The sequence below is a fragment of the Nocardia sp. NPDC003183 genome (genome assembly GCF_053590715.1).
Genome location: NZ_JBSFTG010000001.1, coordinates 1,495,840 through 1,513,608, shown reverse-complemented (window position 1 = coordinate 1,513,608; position 17,769 = coordinate 1,495,840). Strand labels below are relative to the sequence as shown.

At 68.8% G+C, this 17,769-nt stretch carries 17 protein-coding genes; 7 read left to right on the top strand and 10 right to left on the bottom strand.

The features are described 5' to 3' along the window. Positions 1 to 184 precede the first annotated feature (184 nt). Positions 185 to 1,123, bottom strand: coding sequence for a hypothetical protein (locus tag ACWDXS_RS06950; RefSeq protein ID WP_449962949.1), 939 nt, complete (start codon positions 1,121 to 1,123; stop codon positions 185 to 187). A 53-nt stretch (positions 1,124 to 1,176) separates the two neighbouring features. Then, positions 1,177 to 1,851 carry a TVP38/TMEM64 family protein gene (locus ACWDXS_RS06945; RefSeq protein ID WP_387444268.1) on the bottom strand — a complete coding sequence of 225 codons (675 nt, stop codon included), beginning with the start codon at positions 1,849 to 1,851 and terminating at the stop codon, positions 1,177 to 1,179. Between the two features lie 173 nt (positions 1,852 to 2,024). On the opposite strand from ACWDXS_RS06945, the gene ACWDXS_RS06940 reads away from it, so the two are divergent. From ACWDXS_RS06940 to ACWDXS_RS06925, 4 genes are all read left to right on the top strand, one after another. Beyond that, positions 2,025 to 3,896: a methylmalonyl-CoA mutase family protein gene (locus ACWDXS_RS06940; protein WP_449962946.1), complete on the top strand. Its 1,872-nt coding sequence runs from the start codon at positions 2,025 to 2,027 to the stop codon at positions 3,894 to 3,896. Continuing rightward, positions 3,896 to 6,160 carry a methylmalonyl-CoA mutase gene (gene scpA / locus ACWDXS_RS06935; RefSeq protein ID WP_449962943.1) on the top strand — a complete coding sequence of 755 codons (2,265 nt, stop codon included), beginning with the start codon at positions 3,896 to 3,898 and terminating at the stop codon, positions 6,158 to 6,160. Before ACWDXS_RS06940 ends, scpA begins: the two co-directional genes overlap by 1 nt. Further along, on the top strand, positions 6,157 to 7,254 hold the full coding sequence (meaB, locus tag ACWDXS_RS06930; RefSeq protein WP_449962940.1) for a methylmalonyl Co-A mutase-associated GTPase MeaB: 1,098 nt from the start codon (positions 6,157 to 6,159) through the stop codon (positions 7,252 to 7,254). The genes scpA and meaB overlap by 4 nt, the downstream gene beginning before the upstream one ends. 199 nt (positions 7,255 to 7,453) lie before the next feature. Continuing rightward, positions 7,454 to 7,777, top strand: coding sequence for a hypothetical protein (locus tag ACWDXS_RS06925; RefSeq protein WP_378991983.1), 324 nt, complete (start codon positions 7,454 to 7,456; stop codon positions 7,775 to 7,777). A gap of 13 nt (positions 7,778 to 7,790) precedes the next feature. Here ACWDXS_RS06925 and ACWDXS_RS06920 read toward each other — a convergent pair whose 3' ends face one another. Further along, positions 7,791 to 8,918, bottom strand: a complete 1,128-nt coding sequence (locus ACWDXS_RS06920; RefSeq protein WP_379314933.1) for a magnesium and cobalt transport protein CorA — start codon at positions 8,916 to 8,918, stop codon at positions 7,791 to 7,793. A 109-nt stretch (positions 8,919 to 9,027) separates the two neighbouring features. Between ACWDXS_RS06920 and ACWDXS_RS06915 the strand changes: the two genes are divergently transcribed. Continuing rightward, positions 9,028 to 9,393 carry an ArsR/SmtB family transcription factor gene (locus ACWDXS_RS06915; RefSeq protein WP_449962935.1) on the top strand — a complete coding sequence of 122 codons (366 nt, stop codon included), beginning with the start codon at positions 9,028 to 9,030 and terminating at the stop codon, positions 9,391 to 9,393. Then, entirely contained in the window at positions 9,390 to 9,863 is a 474-nt protein-coding gene (locus tag ACWDXS_RS06910) for an SRPBCC domain-containing protein (protein ID WP_379314931.1), read from the top strand. Before ACWDXS_RS06915 ends, ACWDXS_RS06910 begins: the two co-directional genes overlap by 4 nt. A gap of 9 nt (positions 9,864 to 9,872) precedes the next feature. Here ACWDXS_RS06910 and ACWDXS_RS06905 read toward each other — a convergent pair whose 3' ends face one another. The 7 genes from ACWDXS_RS06905 to ACWDXS_RS06875 all read right to left on the bottom strand — a co-directional run bounded on the left by ACWDXS_RS06905 (position 9,873) and on the right by ACWDXS_RS06875 (position 16,599). After that, positions 9,873 to 11,414: a molybdopterin-dependent oxidoreductase gene (locus ACWDXS_RS06905; RefSeq protein ID WP_449962930.1), complete on the bottom strand. Its 1,542-nt coding sequence runs from the start codon at positions 11,412 to 11,414 to the stop codon at positions 9,873 to 9,875. Between the two features lie 48 nt (positions 11,415 to 11,462). Continuing rightward, on the bottom strand, positions 11,463 to 12,194 hold the full coding sequence (locus ACWDXS_RS06900) for an anti-sigma factor (RefSeq protein WP_378991990.1): 732 nt from the start codon (positions 12,192 to 12,194) through the stop codon (positions 11,463 to 11,465). Continuing rightward, positions 12,191 to 12,838: an ECF RNA polymerase sigma factor SigK gene (gene sigK / locus ACWDXS_RS06895; protein ID WP_378991991.1), complete on the bottom strand. Its 648-nt coding sequence runs from the start codon at positions 12,836 to 12,838 to the stop codon at positions 12,191 to 12,193. Before sigK ends, ACWDXS_RS06900 begins: the two co-directional genes overlap by 4 nt. A gap of 113 nt (positions 12,839 to 12,951) precedes the next feature. After that, positions 12,952 to 13,599: a fasciclin domain-containing protein gene (locus ACWDXS_RS06890; protein ID WP_449962925.1), complete on the bottom strand. Its 648-nt coding sequence runs from the start codon at positions 13,597 to 13,599 to the stop codon at positions 12,952 to 12,954. Positions 13,600 to 13,719: 120 nt separating this feature from the next. Further along, positions 13,720 to 14,637 carry an alpha/beta fold hydrolase gene (locus ACWDXS_RS06885; protein ID WP_449962922.1) on the bottom strand — a complete coding sequence of 306 codons (918 nt, stop codon included), beginning with the start codon at positions 14,635 to 14,637 and terminating at the stop codon, positions 13,720 to 13,722. A 61-nt stretch (positions 14,638 to 14,698) separates the two neighbouring features. Further along, positions 14,699 to 16,009 (bottom strand): cryptochrome/photolyase family protein, encoded by a 1,311-nt coding sequence (locus ACWDXS_RS06880; protein WP_449962919.1) that lies wholly within the window; start codon positions 16,007 to 16,009, stop codon positions 14,699 to 14,701. Next, entirely contained in the window at positions 16,006 to 16,599 is a 594-nt protein-coding gene (locus ACWDXS_RS06875) for a lipocalin family protein (RefSeq protein ID WP_387444293.1), read from the bottom strand. Before ACWDXS_RS06875 ends, ACWDXS_RS06880 begins: the two co-directional genes overlap by 4 nt. 172 nt (positions 16,600 to 16,771) lie before the next feature. Here ACWDXS_RS06875 and ACWDXS_RS06870 point away from each other — a divergent pair, with 172 nt between their 5' ends. Then, positions 16,772 to 17,608 (top strand): MerR family transcriptional regulator, encoded by an 837-nt coding sequence (locus ACWDXS_RS06870; protein WP_378991997.1) that lies wholly within the window; start codon positions 16,772 to 16,774, stop codon positions 17,606 to 17,608. Positions 17,609 to 17,769 lie beyond the last annotated feature (161 nt).

Below are 17,769 nucleotides of genomic sequence, written 5' to 3'. Positions count from 1 at the left end.
CGGATGTTGCTCTGGATCCCGCACCGGACGTAGCTGGCGAACCCTGGGCTATTCGGAGTCTATAACTCTGAGAGTTTTCTGAAATATTACTTCTTCACAACTGGGCAGTGTGAAGAAGCTCACTTTCATATTTGTTCCGAATCACAACCTAGATCAGGTGCCCCTGGAGTAATGGGGTTTTAGTTCAGATCACCGGGCTGAACTCGGTCAGCACCGTGCCGTGCCGGACGAGACCCGACAGACCTGGCAGTTCGACCGGTGGCGACCACGTGCGGAAGCCGTCGACACTGTCGCTGAAGAGGTACCGGCCCTCGGTGTAGGCGTCCAGGTAGATGCGGTGCCCACCGTCGGGAAGCCGGACGATCGACTGTCCCTCCCGTGGCCCGCCCCACCCCGCCCAGTCGCCGGTGGCGACGAAGCTGTACGGCCCGAGCGGGCGGTCGGCGACGGCGAGTTCGATCAGCTTGGAGTCCTCGTTCTTCACGAACGCGAACAGACGTCCGTCCAGGCGGACCAAGGTGGTGTCGATATGGCCGAGTGAGCCGGGCCCGGCAGGGCCGAGCCCGAGCATCGGCACCGGCGGCGCCCAGACGGTGAGCCCGCCATCGAGCGGGATGAGCAGGTGCGGGGTGAAGCCGTGCCCCCAGGTCAGCGACACGATGATGCCGACTCGCCCCGCCGCGTCGGCGTACCACTCCGGCGCCCACGCGCCTTCGAGCCTGCCCGCCACCAGCATCGGCACGTTGGCGAGAAACGTCCAGGTGATCCGGTCGCGGCTGCGGGCCAAGCCGATCGCGGTGGCGTCACCGGCGATCGTGTACGTGAGGTAGTAGTTCCCGTCGGTGTGCAGCAGCACGCTCGGATCGCGGACCAGGCCGGTCGGCGGCACGTACGCGTGCTCGCTGACCGGGGTGAAATCGGTGCCGTCCGCGGACTCGTAGACCGCGAGGGTGGTATCACTGTCGGCACGGAAGGCCGTCATCGTGTACCGGACCGGGGTGCGGTGGGCGTCGATGCCCACCCCGGGGCCGAGCGAGGATTGCGCGCGGGCCGTGCCCGCTGCCAGGAGTGGGAGTCCCGCCAGAAGCGCGAGTGCGGATCTGCGTCCCACCGTGATCGCCATGACCTGGGATTATCCGCGCGGATCGCGACGGCTCGGGGGAGGCGCGCCGTCGGTCAGGAGGTGGCGGGTTCCGGCTCCGGCGCTGCCGGGTCGACCGGTAGCCGCAGGTCGACGATCAGCCCGATCAGCCCGACCGACAGGCAGATGGCCGACACGGTGATCGCGATCGGGTGGCTGTCGCCTGCCAGGGAACCGGCCAGCACCACCGTCGAGATCGTGCCGGGGGCCGAACCGGCCACTGTCGCAGCGAGATACGGGGCAAGGCGGACCGACGACAGGCCGCAGCAGTAATTGAGGATCGAGAAGGGGACGACGGGGATCAGCCGCAGCGCGGCCACCGCGAGCCAGCCACGGCGGGCCAGCCGGTCGTCGACTGCCCGCACCGCCGGGTGCGTGAGGTGTTCGGCGACCCGGTCGCGGCCCAGCCTGCGTACCCCGAGCAGTGCCACGGTCGCGCTCACCGCCGTGGCGGCCAGGGCGATGACCGAACCGAGGATCGGACCGAACAGCACACCGCTGGTCACGGTGAGCACGGTGCGCGGAACGGGGGCGACGGCAGCCACCGCGTAGAAGAGGAAGAACAGCAGCGGCAACAGCGGCCCGGCGTCGCCGGCCCAGTCCCGGATCTGCTGCGGGCCCGGCAACGGAACCATCATCGCCACCACGAACAGCGCGGCGAGCCCGGCCAGGGCGATGAGCAGGCGCGGGGAGCGGATCAGTCGAGACACCCGGGTAAGCGTACCGGCCGGTAGGGGATGGCCCGGGTGGTCGGACACCCTGTCACAGATAGCATCATCAGGGAACCGGATACATCCTGGTTCGCTGTGGGCCCGTTTGTGGGATTTCACGGACCGGCAGCACACCGGGGTGCGGTCGTCGAATGGAAGAGAGAACAGCAGCTATGCCGATTGGTTCAGAGTCCGGGGCGGGGCTCGCACCGGATCCGGTGCCCGAGTACGCCTCGTGGCGCAAGGGCGTGGCGGGTGTGCTGGCGAAAGCGCGACGGGTCGAGGCTTCCGAGCTCCCCGCCGAACCGGAACATCTGCTCGACGAGACCACCTATGACGGGCTCACGATCGCCCCGCTCTACACCCGCCGCGACGAGCTGCCCGAGCAGCCGCTGCCCGGCGCCTTCCCCTACGTGCGCGGTGGCGACGCCGCGCGCGACCCGCAGCGCGGCTGGTTCGTCGGCGCGTTCGCCGGTGAGGACGATGCCGAGGCCACCAACCGGGCGATTCTGACCGGTCTGGAGAACGGCGTGAGCGCGATCGCGCTCGGAGTGGGCACCTACGGCGTCGCCGTCGACGACATCCCCCTTGCCCTGCGTGGGCTGCTGTTCGAGCTGGCACCGCTGACGCTGGTGGCCGGGGCGGCGACCGGCACGGCCGCCGAGCGGGTGTTCGACGTCCTCGACGGGTACTCGATCGCCGATCGCACGCAGATCCGGGTCGGCCTCGGCGCGGCCCCGCTGACCAGCGCCTTCGCCGGTGCCGAAGACCTCGACCACGCCGAGACCGTGGCGCTGGCCGTGCGCGCGATCGCCCGGCCCGAGACGGTCCGCGCGATCACGGTGGACGGCATCGCCTTCCACAACGCCGGTGCCGCCGACGCACAGGAAGTGGGCGCCGCCGTCGCGGCCGGTCTGGCCTACCTGCGCCTGCTCACCGGTGCCGGGGTCGACATCGCCGACGCGTTCGGTCAGCTCGAGTTCCGCTTCGCGGCGACCGACGACCAATTCGCCACCATCGTGAAATTCCGGGCGGCCCGGCGCCTGTGGGCCCGAGTGGCCCAGGTCTCCGGTGCGCCCGCCTTCGGCGCCGCCCCGCAGCACGCGATCACCTCGGCCGCCATGATGACTCAGCGCGATCCCTGGGTGAACCTGTTGCGCACCACGCTCGCCGCGTTCGGCGCCGGCGTCGGCGGTGCCGATTCGGTGACCGTACTGCCCTTCGACGCGGCCCTGCCCGCAGGCGAACTCGGCGTATCCACGACGTTCTCCCAGCGCCTGGCGCGCAACACCCAGCTGCTGCTGCTCGAGGAATCCCGTCTCGGGCACGTGCAGGACCCGGCCGCCGGTTCCTGGTACGTCGACAAGCTGACCGACGAACTCGCCGCCAAGGCATGGGAGTTCATGCAGGAGCTCGAGTCGGCGGGCGGCTACCTCGCCGCGCTCGACACCGGTGTGCTCGCGGCCCGGATCGCCGAGACCGCCGCCGCGCGCGCTGCCGACGTCGCCCATCGCCGCACCGCGGTCACCGGCGTCAACGAGTTCCCCAACCTCGCCGAGACCCCGCTCTCGGAGCAGGCTCGCGAGCCGGGCCCGAATGCGCGCTACGGCGCTGCCTTCGAAGCGCTGCGCAACCGCTCCGATGCCTACCTGGCCGCCAACGGTGCCCGTCCGAAGGCGCTGATCGTGCCGCTCGGCCTGGTCGCCGAGCACAACGCGCGCACCATCTTCACCGCGAACGTGCTCGCCTCGGGCGGCATCGAGTCGGTCAACCCCGGTCCGCTCACGGTCGACGCGATCACTGCCGCCGCCACCGAATCCGGTGCGCGCATCGCGGTTCTGTGCGGTGCGGACAAGCGCTACGGCGAGCAGGCGGGAGCCGCCACCGACGCCCTGCGCGCCGCCGGAATCGAGACCGTGCTGCTGGCCGGACCGGAGAAGGCGGTCGAGCAATTCAGCGGGACGCAGCGTCCCGACGGGTACCTGGCCCTGCGTATCGACGCGGTCGCGGTTCTGTCGCAGCTGCTGGAGAAGGTGGGAGCCTGATGACCACGTCCGATATCGAGCACGTCATCGGCAGTTTCGCCGAGGTGCCGCTGACCGATCACGCGTCCGCGCCGGCCGACGTCGACGCCGAGCAGGTCCGCGCGTTCGTGGCCGACGCGGCGACGGCGAACCACACCACGCCCGAACAGCTGGTCTGGTCGACCCCGGAGGGCATCGACGTTCCGCCGGTGTTCACCAAGGCCGATCGGGATGCTGTGGTCGCGCAGGGCTATCCGCTCGACACCGTGCCCGGCGTCGCGCCGTTCCTGCGTGGCCCGTACCCGACCATGTACGTGAATCAGCCGTGGACCATCCGCCAGTACGCGGGCTTCTCCACCGCCGCCGATTCCAACGCCTTCTACCGCCGCAACCTGCAGGCGGGCCAGAAGGGGCTCTCGGTCGCCTTCGACCTCGCCACCCACCGTGGCTACGACTCCGACCACCCCCGCGTCCAGGGTGACGTCGGTATGGCCGGTGTCGCGATCGACTCGATCCTGGACATGCGCCAGCTCTTCGACCAGATCCCCCTGGACCAGGTGTCGGTGTCGATGACCATGAACGGCGCGGTGCTGCCGATCCTGGCGCTCTACGTCGTCGCCGCCGAAGAGCAGGGCGTGACGCCCGAGCAGCTGGCCGGAACCATTCAGAACGACATTCTGAAAGAGTTCATGGTCCGCAACACCTACATCTACCCGCCCAAGCCCTCGATGCGGATCATCTCCGACATCTTCGCTTTCACCAGCGCGAAGATGCCGAAGTTCAACTCGATCTCCATCTCCGGATACCACATCCAAGAGGCCGGTGCGACAGCCGATCTGGAGCTGGCCTACACCCTCGCCGACGGTGTGGAGTACATCCGCGCCGGCATCGCCGCGGGCATGGATGTCGACAAGTTCGCGCCGCGTCTGTCGTTCTTCTGGGCCATCGGCATGAATTTCTTCATGGAGGTCGCCAAGCTGCGCGCGGGGCGGCTGCTGTGGAGCGAGCTGGTGTCGAAGTTCGAACCCAAGAGCGCGAAATCGCTGTCGCTGCGGACACATTCGCAGACCTCGGGCTGGTCGCTGACCGCGCAGGACGCCTACAACAACGTGGCGCGCACCTGCATCGAGGCGATGGCCGCGACCCAGGGACACACCCAGTCGCTGCACACCAACGCGCTCGACGAGGCCCTGGCCCTGCCGACGGACTTCTCCGCCCGCATCGCCCGCAACACCCAGCTGCTCATCCAGCAGGAGTCCAACACCACCCGCCCGATCGACCCGTGGGGCGGCTCGTACTACGTCGAGTGGCTCACCCACCAGCTCGCCGAGCGGGCGCGCGCCCACATCGCCGAGGTCGAGGCGCACGGCGGTATGGCACAGGCGATTTCGGAGGGTATTCCGAAGCTGCGCATCGAAGAGGCCGCCGCGCGGACCCAGGCGCGCATCGACACCGGCCAGCAGCCGGTGATCGGCGTCAACAAGTACCAGGTCGAAGAGGACCACGCCGTCGAAGTTCTCAAGGTCGAGAACTCGCGGGTGCGGGCCGAGCAGATCGAGAAGCTGGAACGGCTTCGCGCCGACCGTGATTCGGTCGCGGTGGAGCGGGCGCTGTCCGAATTGACCCGTGCGGCAGCGTCTTCCGAAGGCGGTATGGAGAACAACCTCCTCGCGCTCGCCATCGACGCCGCGCGCGCCAAGGCCACGGTCGGTGAGATCTCCGACGCGCTGGAGAAGGTGTACGGCCGTCATCAGGCCGAAATCCGTACCCTGTCCGGTGTGTACCGTGACGAAGCAGGCAAGGCATCCAACATCGGCGCCGCCATCGCGCTGGTCGAGGAATTCGGCGAGGCCGAGGGACGCCGTCCGCGCATTCTGGTCGCCAAGATGGGCCAGGACGGACACGATCGCGGCCAGAAGGTGATCGCGACCGCGTTCGCCGACCTCGGCATGGACGTCGACGTGGGCCCGCTGTTCCAGACGCCCGAAGAGGTGGCTCGCCAGGCCGCCGACAACGACGTGCACATTGTCGGTGTGTCCTCGCTGGCCGCCGGTCACCTCACGCTGGTGCCCGCGCTGCGGCAGGCGCTTGCCGATGTGGGTCGCCCCGACATCATGGTCATCGTGGGCGGTGTGATCCCGCCCGGCGACTTCGACGAGCTCTACGAGGCCGGTGCGGCCGCGATCTTCCCGCCCGGCACCGTCATCGCCGACGCGGCCATCGACCTGCTGAAGAAACTGGGCGCGGCACTCGGGCACGAGATCGGTGGCGGCACAGCCGAATGAGCGACGGCGCACAGGTGGCCGGGGGTGCCGACGCGCACCCTCGGCTCGGGACCACCGCGGGCGTCGGCTCGCCACGCAACGAGGGGCGCACCGCCGTGGGCGTTCGCCGGACGATCGATGTCGACGCGCTCGCCGAGCAGGTCAAGGCAGGGCAGCGTTCGGCGCTGGCCCGTGCGATCACGTTGGTCGAATCCACCCGCTCCGATCACCGGGAACTCGCGCAGCAGCTGCTGCTGCGGGTGGCGGCGGAACCGGGCAGCGTCGTCTCGAACCGGGTCGGCATCACCGGTGTTCCGGGCGTTGGCAAGTCCACGTTCATCGACGCGCTCGGGATGTACTTGCTGGCCAAGGGACATCGGGTCGCGGTCCTCGCGGTCGACCCGTCCTCGACCCGCACCGGTGGCTCGATCCTCGGTGACAAGACGCGGATGGCGCGGTTGTCGCTCGAGGCGGACGCTTTCATCCGGCCGTCCCCGACGGCGGGCACCCTCGGCGGCGTGGCCAAGGCGACCCGGGAGACGATCGTGCTCCTGGAAGCCGCCGGGTACGACGTGATCCTCGTGGAGACCGTCGGCGTCGGCCAGTCCGAGGTGACCGTCGCCAACATGGTCGATGTGTTCTGCTTCCTCACGCTGGCCCGCACCGGAGACCAGTTGCAGGGCATCAAGAAAGGCGTGCTGGAACTCGCCGAGCTGGTGGCGGTCAACAAAGCCGACGGCAAACACGAGATCGAAGCCAAGGGCGCCGCGCGCGAACTGGCGGGCGCCCTGCGCCTGATCCACCCGCACGACGCCCTGTGGAAACCGCCGGTACTCACCATGAGCGGTCTGGAAGGTGTCGGCCTCGACAAGTTCTGGAGTACCGTCCTCGACCACCGCCGGGTCCTCACCGAGGCAGGCGAATTCGCCGAGAAGCGCCGCCGCCAGCAGGTCGACTGGACCTGGACCATGGTGCACGACCAGATCCTGCGCCGCCTGGCCGACAATCCGAACGTGAAAGATGTTCGCGCGCAGGTGGAATCGGCTGTCCGCGCCGGAACGCTCACTCCCGCCCTCGCCGCCGAACAGATCCTCACGGCCTTCGACCGGAGTTGAGACACCTGCACGGTGCCCACCGGTAGCTGATGGCATCGTCAGCGAGTCGTATCCAGGATGATCGCCGGGGATTTTTGGCTTTCACGTCGGGGTTTGTGGATGATATTCCGATTCCGTCTCCTTTGCCAGCTGTTGCCTGTGCCGATTTTCGAGGATCCTCGGAAGTGGACGTCGAGAGCTGACGGCCGAGGAGGTAGTGATGACGATCTTCCGCACGAATCGGACCATGAGCAGTGACAGGACGCCCGAGCGGGCGATTCTCGGGGGCGACGGTCGCTGGCGGCTCACCTGGCTGCCAGAACTCGGCCTGACGTCCGATCAGGCGATATCAGGACTGAGGCTGGACGAGATCCTCAGTGATCCGGCCCTGGTCTATGACCGGATGGCACTGGCGGAGGCCACCACCTGTGCCGACCGCATCGGCATCATCCTCGAGCTCGCGATGGTGCGACTCTGGAAGCGGATGAGCACCGCCATCGCGCTCTGCGGGTTCGTGGCGACCCGATGGGGTCGACTCGTCTGACCGGGCCGGATTTTCACAACCAGCGGATACGTCGGAAGGCGACGATCAGGGTGGCACAGATGGTGGCCATGACGATCAGAGTGGCGGGGTAACCCCAGGTCTGCCGGAGTTCGGGCATGTGATCGAAGTTCATGCCGTAGATGCCGGCGATCATGGTGGGAACCGCCAGGATCGCGATGTAGGCGGAGATCTTACGCATGTCCGTGTTCTGCTGGACGGCGATCTTGGCCACCGCGGCGCCCACGAGAGTGGTGAGGGTTTCGTCCAGGTCGTTGATGCGTTCGGCGACGCCGCTGTGATGGTCGGCGACGTCGCGCAGGTAGCGGCGCACCTCCTTGGGCAGGGGAGTACGCGGCGCGGTGAGGGTTTGCAGCGGGCCCGCGAGCGGGCGAACGGCGCGGCGTAGCTCGACGATCTCGCGTTTGAGCTGGTAGATGGCCTCGATCGGGATCTTGCTCCGCGGGCTGAAGAGCTCTTCCTCCATCGACTCGACGTCGAACTCCGTCGCCTGGGTGACGTCGATGTAGGTGTCGACGACGTGGTCGGCGATCGCGTGCAGCACGACGCCGGGGCCGAGCGCGAGGCGATCGGGTTCGTCTTCGAGCCGGTGCCGCACGGCGGTGAGTTCGTTGTGTTCGCCGTGGCGGACCGCGACCACGAAATCGGCGCCGAGGAAGACCATGATCTCGCCGGTCTGCACGATCTCGCTGACGGTGTGCATATCGTGCTCGACGTAGGCGACGGTCCGCATCACGGTGACCATGGTGTCGTCGTAGCGTTCGAACTTCGGGCGCTGTCTGCCGGTGACGGCGTCCTCGACGGCGAGTTCGTGCAGCCCGAACGTCGCGGCGATCTCGCCCATCTGGTGCAGGTCCGGTTCGAACAGGCCGATCCACACGAAACCTGTGCCACGCCTGCGGATTTCGGTCAGCGCGGTCTCGGGGGTGAAGCGGCCGGGCAGACGTTTGCCGTCGACATAGGCGGCGCAGTCGATGATGGCGCGCGCGGTCGGTACCGAGGGTTTGTGGACGACTTCCACTCGCCGTCGGCTGCGCGACAGGAACGGGGAATCCGCCACCCGGGCTCCGATACCGCGCCGGGTCGCGGTGGGAGCGGGTGTGATGCGAGGGCCGTCGACCATCGTTCACCTCGCTCTCTTCGATCGTGCCGCAGCATCCCACGGCGGCCGACGCGGACGCAACCGAAGCGGGGGGTTGCGCAGATCGATCCAAGTGTGAATACTTAGGTATGTGACTAAGTATTCGAGCGGCGAACCGGACGGAGGACTCGACAGTGTCTTTCGGGCATTGGCCGATCCGACTCGTCGCGCGATCGTCGAACGGCTGGCGCGCGGGCCCGCATCGGTATCGGATCTCGCCGCACCGTTCGAGGTCGCGCTCCCGACGATCGTGCAGCACTTGAAAGCGCTCGAAGCCGGTCGGCTCGTCAGCTCGGCGAAGATCGGCCGTGTGCGCACCTACCAACTGGTGCCGGACGCCTTCGCAACCGCGATCGACTGGCTGCACGGCCACCGTCCACCGGCGCAACGGCAGGTGGACCGGCTCACGGCACTACTCGTGGAATCAACCAGAAACTCAGAGGGAGAACAACAATGACCGACACGGCGACCCGCTCCATCAACCACGCCCAGTTCACCATCGAACGCGAGGTGCCCGTCGCGCCCGCCGTCGTCTTCCAGGCCTTCGCCGACCCCGCCATCAAGGCGAAGTGGTTCGGCGGCGAGGAAGGCTGGGAGCAGGGCGAGTCCTCGATCGACTTCCAGGTCGGCGGCCGCGAGATCAACGAAGGCACTTTCCAGCAGACGATGACCTCCCGCTTCGTCGCCACCTACACCGACATCATCGCCAACGAACGCCTCGTCTACACCTACGACATGTGGCTCAACGGCTCCCACATCTCCACCTCGGTGGCCACCTGGGAATTCGAACCCACCACCACCGGCACCAAGCTCACTCTCGTCGAATTCGGCGCCCACCTGGACGGTTTCGACACCGGTGACCAACGCGAGGAAGGCACCCTCGGCCTCGTCGACGCCCTGGTGACCTATCTCGCCGGCCAAGCCTGAGCGAATCGCTCACCGCACCATGACCACGCGCGAGTGCCTGCCCGTCGCGCCGTCGGGGAACGGGGTCGCCCTGGCGTCGGTCTGCACCGATCCAGTGGCGTCGACCGCGCGCACCCGAAGCGAATGCGTGCCGGGCGAGGCATCCCACGTCCAGGTCCACTGGCGCCAGGTATCGAGGGAGTAGGCGGCGGCGAGTGTGGTCGGTTGCCACGGTCCGTCGTCGACCTGGACTTCCACGGCATCGATTCCGCGCCCCTGGGCCCACGCCACGCCTGCCACGATCACCGGTCCGGCGTCCAGGTGCGCGAATGCCGCCGGGACGTCGATCCGGGATGCGGTTTTGATCGGTGCCCGAGTCGCCCAGCCGCGTTGCGTCCAGTACGCCTGTGCGCGGTCGAATCTCGTGAGTTCCAGATCGACAACCCACTTGGTGGCCGAAACGTAGCCGTAGAGACCGGGCACGATCATCCGGGCCGGGTAGCCGTGAGCGACAGGCAGTGGCTCGCCGTTCATCGCGACGGCGAGCAGGGCGTCGGGGTTGCCCAGCACAGCGGCCGATGGCGTGCTCGCGGTGAATCCGTCGACGCTGCGCGACAGGATCATGTCGGCATCGGGGGAGGGTCCCGCCTCGGCCAGGAGATCGGCCAGGCGGTAACCGGTCCACAGCGCGGTTCCGGCGAGGTCTCCGCCGACTTCGTTCGAGACACAGGTGAGCGTGATGAGTGACTCGACCGCGCGCCGGGCGCTCAATTCGTCGAAGTCGAGCCGGATCTCGCGCTCCACCATCCCGTGGATGCGCAATCGCCACTGCGCGCGAGTCAGCGACGGAAGCTGCAGCGCGGTGTCGACGCGATAGAAATCCGGTGCGGGAGTGATGAATCGGGTGAGCCCGGGCACGACTCGGTCCATCTCGGGGGTGACCGGTGGCACCGGCGCCGCGACCCGGGGGAGTACGAAAGCCGCCCGGTCGGCGGCGATATCGCGCAGACGGCTACCGATGACTCGGCCCGCCGCCCCGGCCGCCACTGCGCCGGCCGTCACTGCCGTCAGAGCGAGCAGGAACCCGCGCCGCGTCGGCCCGGCCCCCCGGTCGGCCTCGGCGGGCACGAGGAACAGCGCGCACAGCGCCGCCATCCCCGTCAGTGCACCGACCACCGCCGGAACGGCGAACAGCGGTGTGGCGGTGGGGCGGAGCAGCGCCAAGCCGCTCACGGCGATACCGAGAGCGCCGAGCAGACCGGCCGCCCACGCCGGGCTGCGGCGGGCCACCAAGCCGATCATCGCGGCCGCCACGGCCATGACCGCGGCCATAGTGACGGCCAGTGCCAGTTTGTCGTTGGTGCCGAACCAGCGGATCGCGCTGTCCTTCAACCACTTCGGCGTGTGATCGACCACGGTGGCACCGAGGACGAAGAAGGGGGAGGACACCGGGTCGATGAACACGGCGACGAGGTGTCCGACCCCGAGGACCAGCGCGGCGGCGGCCGCGGCCGCGACTGCCGCCGCGAACCGGCCCGGATGGCGACGGGTGAACCTGAAACGGCGGACCATGCTGTCACTCCTGGGGTTTCGAGTGTCGGCACGGCCCGCCGCAGCGGGTCAGCCGACTGTCATGCTGACGATCGGGGAGGTGGTCGGCCCGGGTGAACCACCGGCGGGTTCGACCGTCACCGCGAGCGTGTCGGCGACGTCGACCGTGGTCACGACCGAGGCCGGACCGTCCATCACCGCCACCGATGTCGGTGTGCCCGCGCGGATCAGCCACAGCTGATACGCGCGGTCGGCAGGCAGCGCGGGCATGTCCTGGAACGACACCGCGGCCGCGCCCAGCGACTTCGACTCGTACACCGTCATCGCGCCGCCACCGGTGACCGCGACCGAGGACTCCCGGCTGTCGGGCTGGTCGAGCACCTGCTGCGCGGTGACCGCACCCGTCCCGTCGTTCGCGCGTTCGATCACCACCCCGATACCGGCACCGGCACCGACCGCCACGATCGCCGCCGCGGCCACGGTCAACCATCGAAGGTGCCAGCGCCTGCCGGTCGCGCCGCGCCGCGCGAGCGGAGACGGCTGTGTGTCGTACCGGTCCAGTGCTCGCATCAGCGCGGTTTCGAGGCGTGCCGGTGGCGGGACCGAGTCGAACACGGTCAGGTCCGCCATCGTCTCCTGGATGCGGCGAACGGCGGCCTGGAACTCGGCCACCCGGTCGGGGCCTGCGGCGTCGAGCCACTCCTCGAGCGCCTGTCGCTGTGGTGGATCCAGCGCGTCGATGGCATAGGGGTAGGCCTCGTCCAGCCACGACCAAGGGGTCCGCCGATCGGTCTCGCTCATCGGGTATTCCCTCCGGTCAAACAGTTCTCCAGCCTTTTCAGGCCGTCTTTGATGCGGCTCTTCACCGTCGGCAACGGCACCGCCAAGGTCTCGGAAACCTCGAGGTAGGTGCGCCCGCCGTAGTACGCCAGCGCCACCGCTTGGCGTTGGAGTTCGGTCATGGTCTGCAGACAGTCCAGCACCGACTGCTCGTCGAGACGCTGGGTGACCTCCTCGGCCACGACGTCGTGGTCTCGGCCGAGGTGGGCGTGGCCGAACACGATGTCGCGGCGGGTGGCCGACTGCTCGGCCCGTACCCGGTCGACCGCGCGCCGGTGGGTCAGCATCATCAGCCAGCCGATCGGGCTGGCCTTGGTCGCGTCGTACTGTCCGGCCAGCGACCAGACCTGGAGGAACACCTCCTGAGCGATGTCCTCGGCGGCGCCGTGGTTGCGCACCACGCGGAGCGCGAGCCCGAACACCCGCGGGCTCGTGGCGCGGTAGAACTCGGCGAACGCCGCCCGATCGCCTGCCGCGACATCGTCGAGCAGGTCGACCAGTTGCTCTTGGACGGCATGGTCGCGGCGGTCGCCCGTCGGGCAGGCCGGAGCGGGCTCGGTGACCGATCGCAGGTTGATCGGTGCGGAGCCGCGCCGGGCCGTCATCGGAGGGTCCCTGCTTGCATCAGCATGAGAGGGATTTCGGCCTGCCTTCGGGTTCGGATGGGCGCCGCCGGGAAATTTCCGCGGCGACGCCGGGAAAAGCGCCGTCGCCGTCATCACGCCGCGGGCGGCATGAGCACGCTGTCGATCATGTACACGGTGGCGTTCGCGGTGCGCACGCCACCGCAGATCACGTTCGCGTCGCCGACCTTCAATGTGTCACCCGAGCCGCTGACCGTCACGTCGGCGCCCTGGACAGTTTTGTGCGTGCCCGCGATGCTCTGCGGCGAGATCTGGCCCGGCACCACGTGATAGGTGAGGATCGAGGTGAGCGTAGCCGAGTCGGTCTTCAACGAGTCGATCGTAGCCGGATCGATCTTCGCGAACGCCGAGTCGACGGGCGCGAAGACGGTGAACTGGCCACCGTTGAGGGTGTCGACGAGATTGACGTCGGGATTGAGTTTGCCCGAGACCGCCGAGGTCAACGTGGTGAGCATCGGGTTGTTGGACGCGGCGACGGCGACCGGCTCTTGGGCCATCCCGCTGACCGAGCCGGGACCACTGGGAACCTGGGCGGCATATGCCGCGCAACCGGGCCCGACGAGGTCGGCGGCCGCGGACGCGCCGGTGGTCATCGGTGCCGACGTCATCGGCGCGGAGGAGCTCGCGGACGTGGTGCTCGAATCGTCGTCGGAACAGGCAGAGAGGCCGAGTGCCGAGCCGAGGAGTATCGCCGCAACGAGGGCTTTTGGCAAGGATCGCATGGTGGTTCCGTCACTTCCGTCGATGCGGCGAGGTGCCGCGTAGATGTTGGATGCAACGGAGTTCGGCTGGCTCGGCGGTTCGGATTGCCGACCGTGGCCGTCGATATTCCCGACACGCTGCTAGCGCCCGGGCGTCGAACCGGACGACCCTCGTCCGACGGCGTCCTCGGCCACCGATTCCGGGTGGAGCACCAGCATGGCGGCGAGCAGTCGATCCCACGTGACGTCGGGAAGTTCGTGGCCGATGCCGGCCAGCGGGAGCAGATCGGCGCCGGGGATCTCGCGAGCCATGGCCTCTCCGTTGCCGTACGGAAAGAACGGGTCATCGGTGCCGTGCGCGACCAGGGTCGGCACGGCGATCTCGCCCAGACGTTCCCGCCACCGGTCGCCGGCCTCGACATAGGCCAGGTTGAGCACACTGGAGGCCATGTCGGTGGTGCGGTCGACCATGTGGGTCGCGTGGCGGCGGGCCCGCAGTTCGTCGAATCCGTGCGTGCCCGCGCGTACCCGGGCCTGTTCCACGCCGTAGTCGATCACCGCCGCCCGGTCGGACCAGTCCGGGTGGGGTCTCTCGGTGAAGAACGCCATGATCCGGTCCGAGTGCTCGGGCAGATCCGGGTCCGCCGGGCCGGGGGCGGTCGGACGGGTGTTGATCAGCGTCAGGGCGGATACCCGATCGGGGTGGTCGAGGGCAGCGAGCTGACAGATCCATCCGGCCACCGAGAAACCCACCAGGTGGGCTCGCGGAAGTTCGAAGACATCCATCAGCCCGACGAGATCCGCCACCAAATGCCGGAGGCTGTAGCCGGGAGCGCCCGGCGCGGAGGCGGTCGACCGGCCGGTATCGCGAATGTCGTAGCGCAGCACGAACCGGCCCGCGTCGGCGAGCCGGTCGCAGAACCGGTCCTCCCAGAACAGTCTCGACGTGTTCGGCAGCAGCACCGGTGGATGGCGCCGGTCCCCGAAGGTGCTCACACACAGGTCGACGTCACCGATGGCGACCGTGTGCTCGGGCGATCCCTGACCATGAAGCGGCATGGCGACTCCTCTGCGGTTGCGTCTGTGGAAAAGACGATCTCCGCAGCCGGAATTCATCGGTCTAGCTGCCCACGCAGTCGATGATCGGCGCGGGATAGTCCGCCGGGTCGATGGCCGCGCGCCACGGTCGGTGAATGCTCGCACCGGGTAGGTGCGCCAACTCGGGCAGCCACCGCCGCACATAGACGCCGTCGGGGTCGTAGCGCTCGGCCTGGCGCAGCGGATTGAGGACCCGGTTGGGCCGGGTGTCGGTGCCCGTGCCCGCGACCCACTGCCAGTTGAGCTGATTGTTGGCGAGGTCGGCGTCGACGAGCCAGCGCAGGAAGTGGGCCGCGCCGACCCGCCAGTCCTGGCGCAGTGATTTGGCGAGAAAGCTCGCCGCGATCAGCCGTGCTCGCCCCGGCATCCAGCCTTCGGCACGGAGCTGCCGCATACCCGCGTCGACGATCGGGTAGCCGGTGCGCCCGTCTCGCCAGGCCGCGACGGCCTGTTCGTCGTCGGGGCCCGCGGCCACCCGCGTGCGGTAGTCCGACCAGGCGGCATCGGGACGGGCGGCGAGCACCTGATGGTGGAAATCGCGCCAGGCCAGCTGCCGGACGAAGGCGAGTCCGCCGTCGGTCGCCGTATCGACCCGGCGCACCACCTCGGTGGGGGACACGCACCCGAAGTGGAGGTACGGCGAGAGCCGGGAGGTGGCGTCGGCGGCGAGATCGTCGTTGTCGCGGGCATAGCCGGTGATCGGGCCGTCGAGCCAGTCGTGCAGCAGCGCACGTCCGGTGGATTCCCCGCCGACCCGCAATTGCGGCGACGGTTGCCCGGAACCGAGATCCGTCGGCTCCGGCAGCGGTTCGCTGTGGATCGGCGGCACCGACAGCGAGCGGGGCGCGGGCAGCGGGGTGCGGCGGTGGGCCGCGCTCCAGCGCCGGAAATAGGGGGTGAAGACGGCGAAGTGATCGCGTCCGGTCGACGGGACGAGTTCGGCGGAGGTGGCTGTGACGGAACCGGAATGGCAGTGCACGACGATGCCGGGGTTGCGGCGCAGTGCCTGCTCGCGCTGCCTGCTGTAGCGGCTGACATCCTCGGCCAGGTGCACGCTCGTGGCGCCGGTCTCCTCGATCACGTGGTCGAGGACATCGGCCACCATGCCGCGGCGCACGACGAGCGGTCCGCCGAGCGAGCGCAGCTCCTTGTCGAGTTCGGCGAGTGCGGCGGCGAGGAAGTGCGCGCGGTTGGGCGGGCAGCGATCGGGCACCAGTACCTCGTCGACGACGAACAGCGGTACCACCCGGTCGGCTTCGCGAACGGCCGCGGTGAGTACCGGATTGTCGTGAACGCGCAGGTCGCGGGTGAACAGAGCGATCGCGACGCTCATCGTGCGCAGAGGGGCAGCACACCCTCGCGGCCGCCGGTCGTGGGTGAGGTGAGGTAGACGCACGGGTCCTGGCCCGCGATTCTGATCGCCTCGTCGATCCGCTGCCAGGTGCTCTCGTCCAGGGCCGGGGTGCGGGAGAGGACGAAACCCGACAGTCTGCTCGGCGAGGTGACCAGGGCCCACGAGTAGTCCGGGCCGAGTGCGGTCACCAGGTAGTTGGTCGGTCCCTCGCGCCCGTCCTGGCCGATGACACCCGGAAAGCTCACGTGCAGTTGCGCGTTCGTGACCGGGTCGTTCACGGTCGCGGTACCGCGGATCTCGTCGACGCCGCCACTCCAGGTGTGGCAGCGATTGTGGACGGCGATGTCGCCGCGCGCGTCGAGGCTGTAGTTCGCGGAGGTGTCGCGTGCGCAATTGAGGTTGAACACCTGCGGTACTGCCGCGAGCTGATGCCAATCGCCGAGATAGCGGTCGAGGTCCAGGCTCGGCACCGGTGCGGGTGGCTCGGCGGCCGCGGAGCCGGAGCCTGCCACGGTGAGGCCGGCGGCGATCAGCAAGGCGGTGGTCCACGGGCCGAATCGGGTGCGCACAGGAAACTCCTCGCGTAGTCGGTGTTCTTCCATGCTAACAGTAATTGATGCACTATTGATGCATGATGTGGACGGTTCAGCGGGTTGTCGGCTCGACGGGCGAGACCCGGCGCCGACGCGCGGAGGCCGGGCCGTGACACGCCCGCCGAGGCGTTCCGGGCAGAATGAGGCGATGCCCGCCGGTTCTGCTCCTGTCTCCGCCGCGGCCGGTTTCACGGTTCGCGCGGTGGCCGACCGTCTCGGCATCCCGACCGCGACCCTGCGGAGCTGGAATCGCCGGTACGGCATCGGTCCCGCCCAGGATCGGCCCGGCCGCCATCGGCTCTACACCGACACCGATATCGCTGTGCTCGAGCACATGCTCGAGCTGATCGGCGGGGGCGCGAGTCCCGCCGGGGCCGCGGCGGCGGCCCGTGGACCCGCGCCTGCCCTCGGTGACCGTGCCGGCCTGCTCGACGCGGCGTTCGCGCTGGACACCACCACCGTCTGTGCCCATCTGGACGCCCATGTGCGGGCTCATGGCGTCGTACAGACCTGGGAGGCCCTGTGCCGCCCCGCGTTCACCGATATCGTCGCGCGCCAGGGCGGCGGTGAGGGCTGCATCGACGTCGAACACCTGCTGTCGTGGTCCATCGCGGCGGTCATGCAGCAGGTGAGACCGGCGCGCAGCAGCGCGCCCGTGCTGCTCGCGTGCACCAGCGGCGAAACGCATTCGCTCCCGCTCGATGTGCTGCGCGCCGCTTTGGCGCAGGCCGGAGTAGGTGCGCGCATGCTGGGCGCTGACGTGCCGACGGTCGCGTTGTCCGATGCGCTCGCCCGGCATTCGAACGAGGCCTCGGTTTTGCTGTGGTCGCAACGTGAGTCGACCGCGTTGACCTCGGCGGTGCTCGCCTGCGCGGGGTCCGGCGCCCGGGTGCTCGTCGGCGGGCCGGGCTGGGACGCCGTGCTGTTGCCCGACACGGTCGAGCGGATCGGTAGCCTGACGGCCGCGGTCGACGCGCTGCGCTGAATGCGTTCGAGGACATCATGTTTGCGCCTCGGTGTCGCCGATCAACCGCGCTCCCGGCTGGACACAACCGCGCGATCTGACCTGCCGACCATCGAACGATGCGCAGGCGATGCGATACAGGAACTAGTCGACTCCCACGTCGGCGAACTCGCTGACACGCA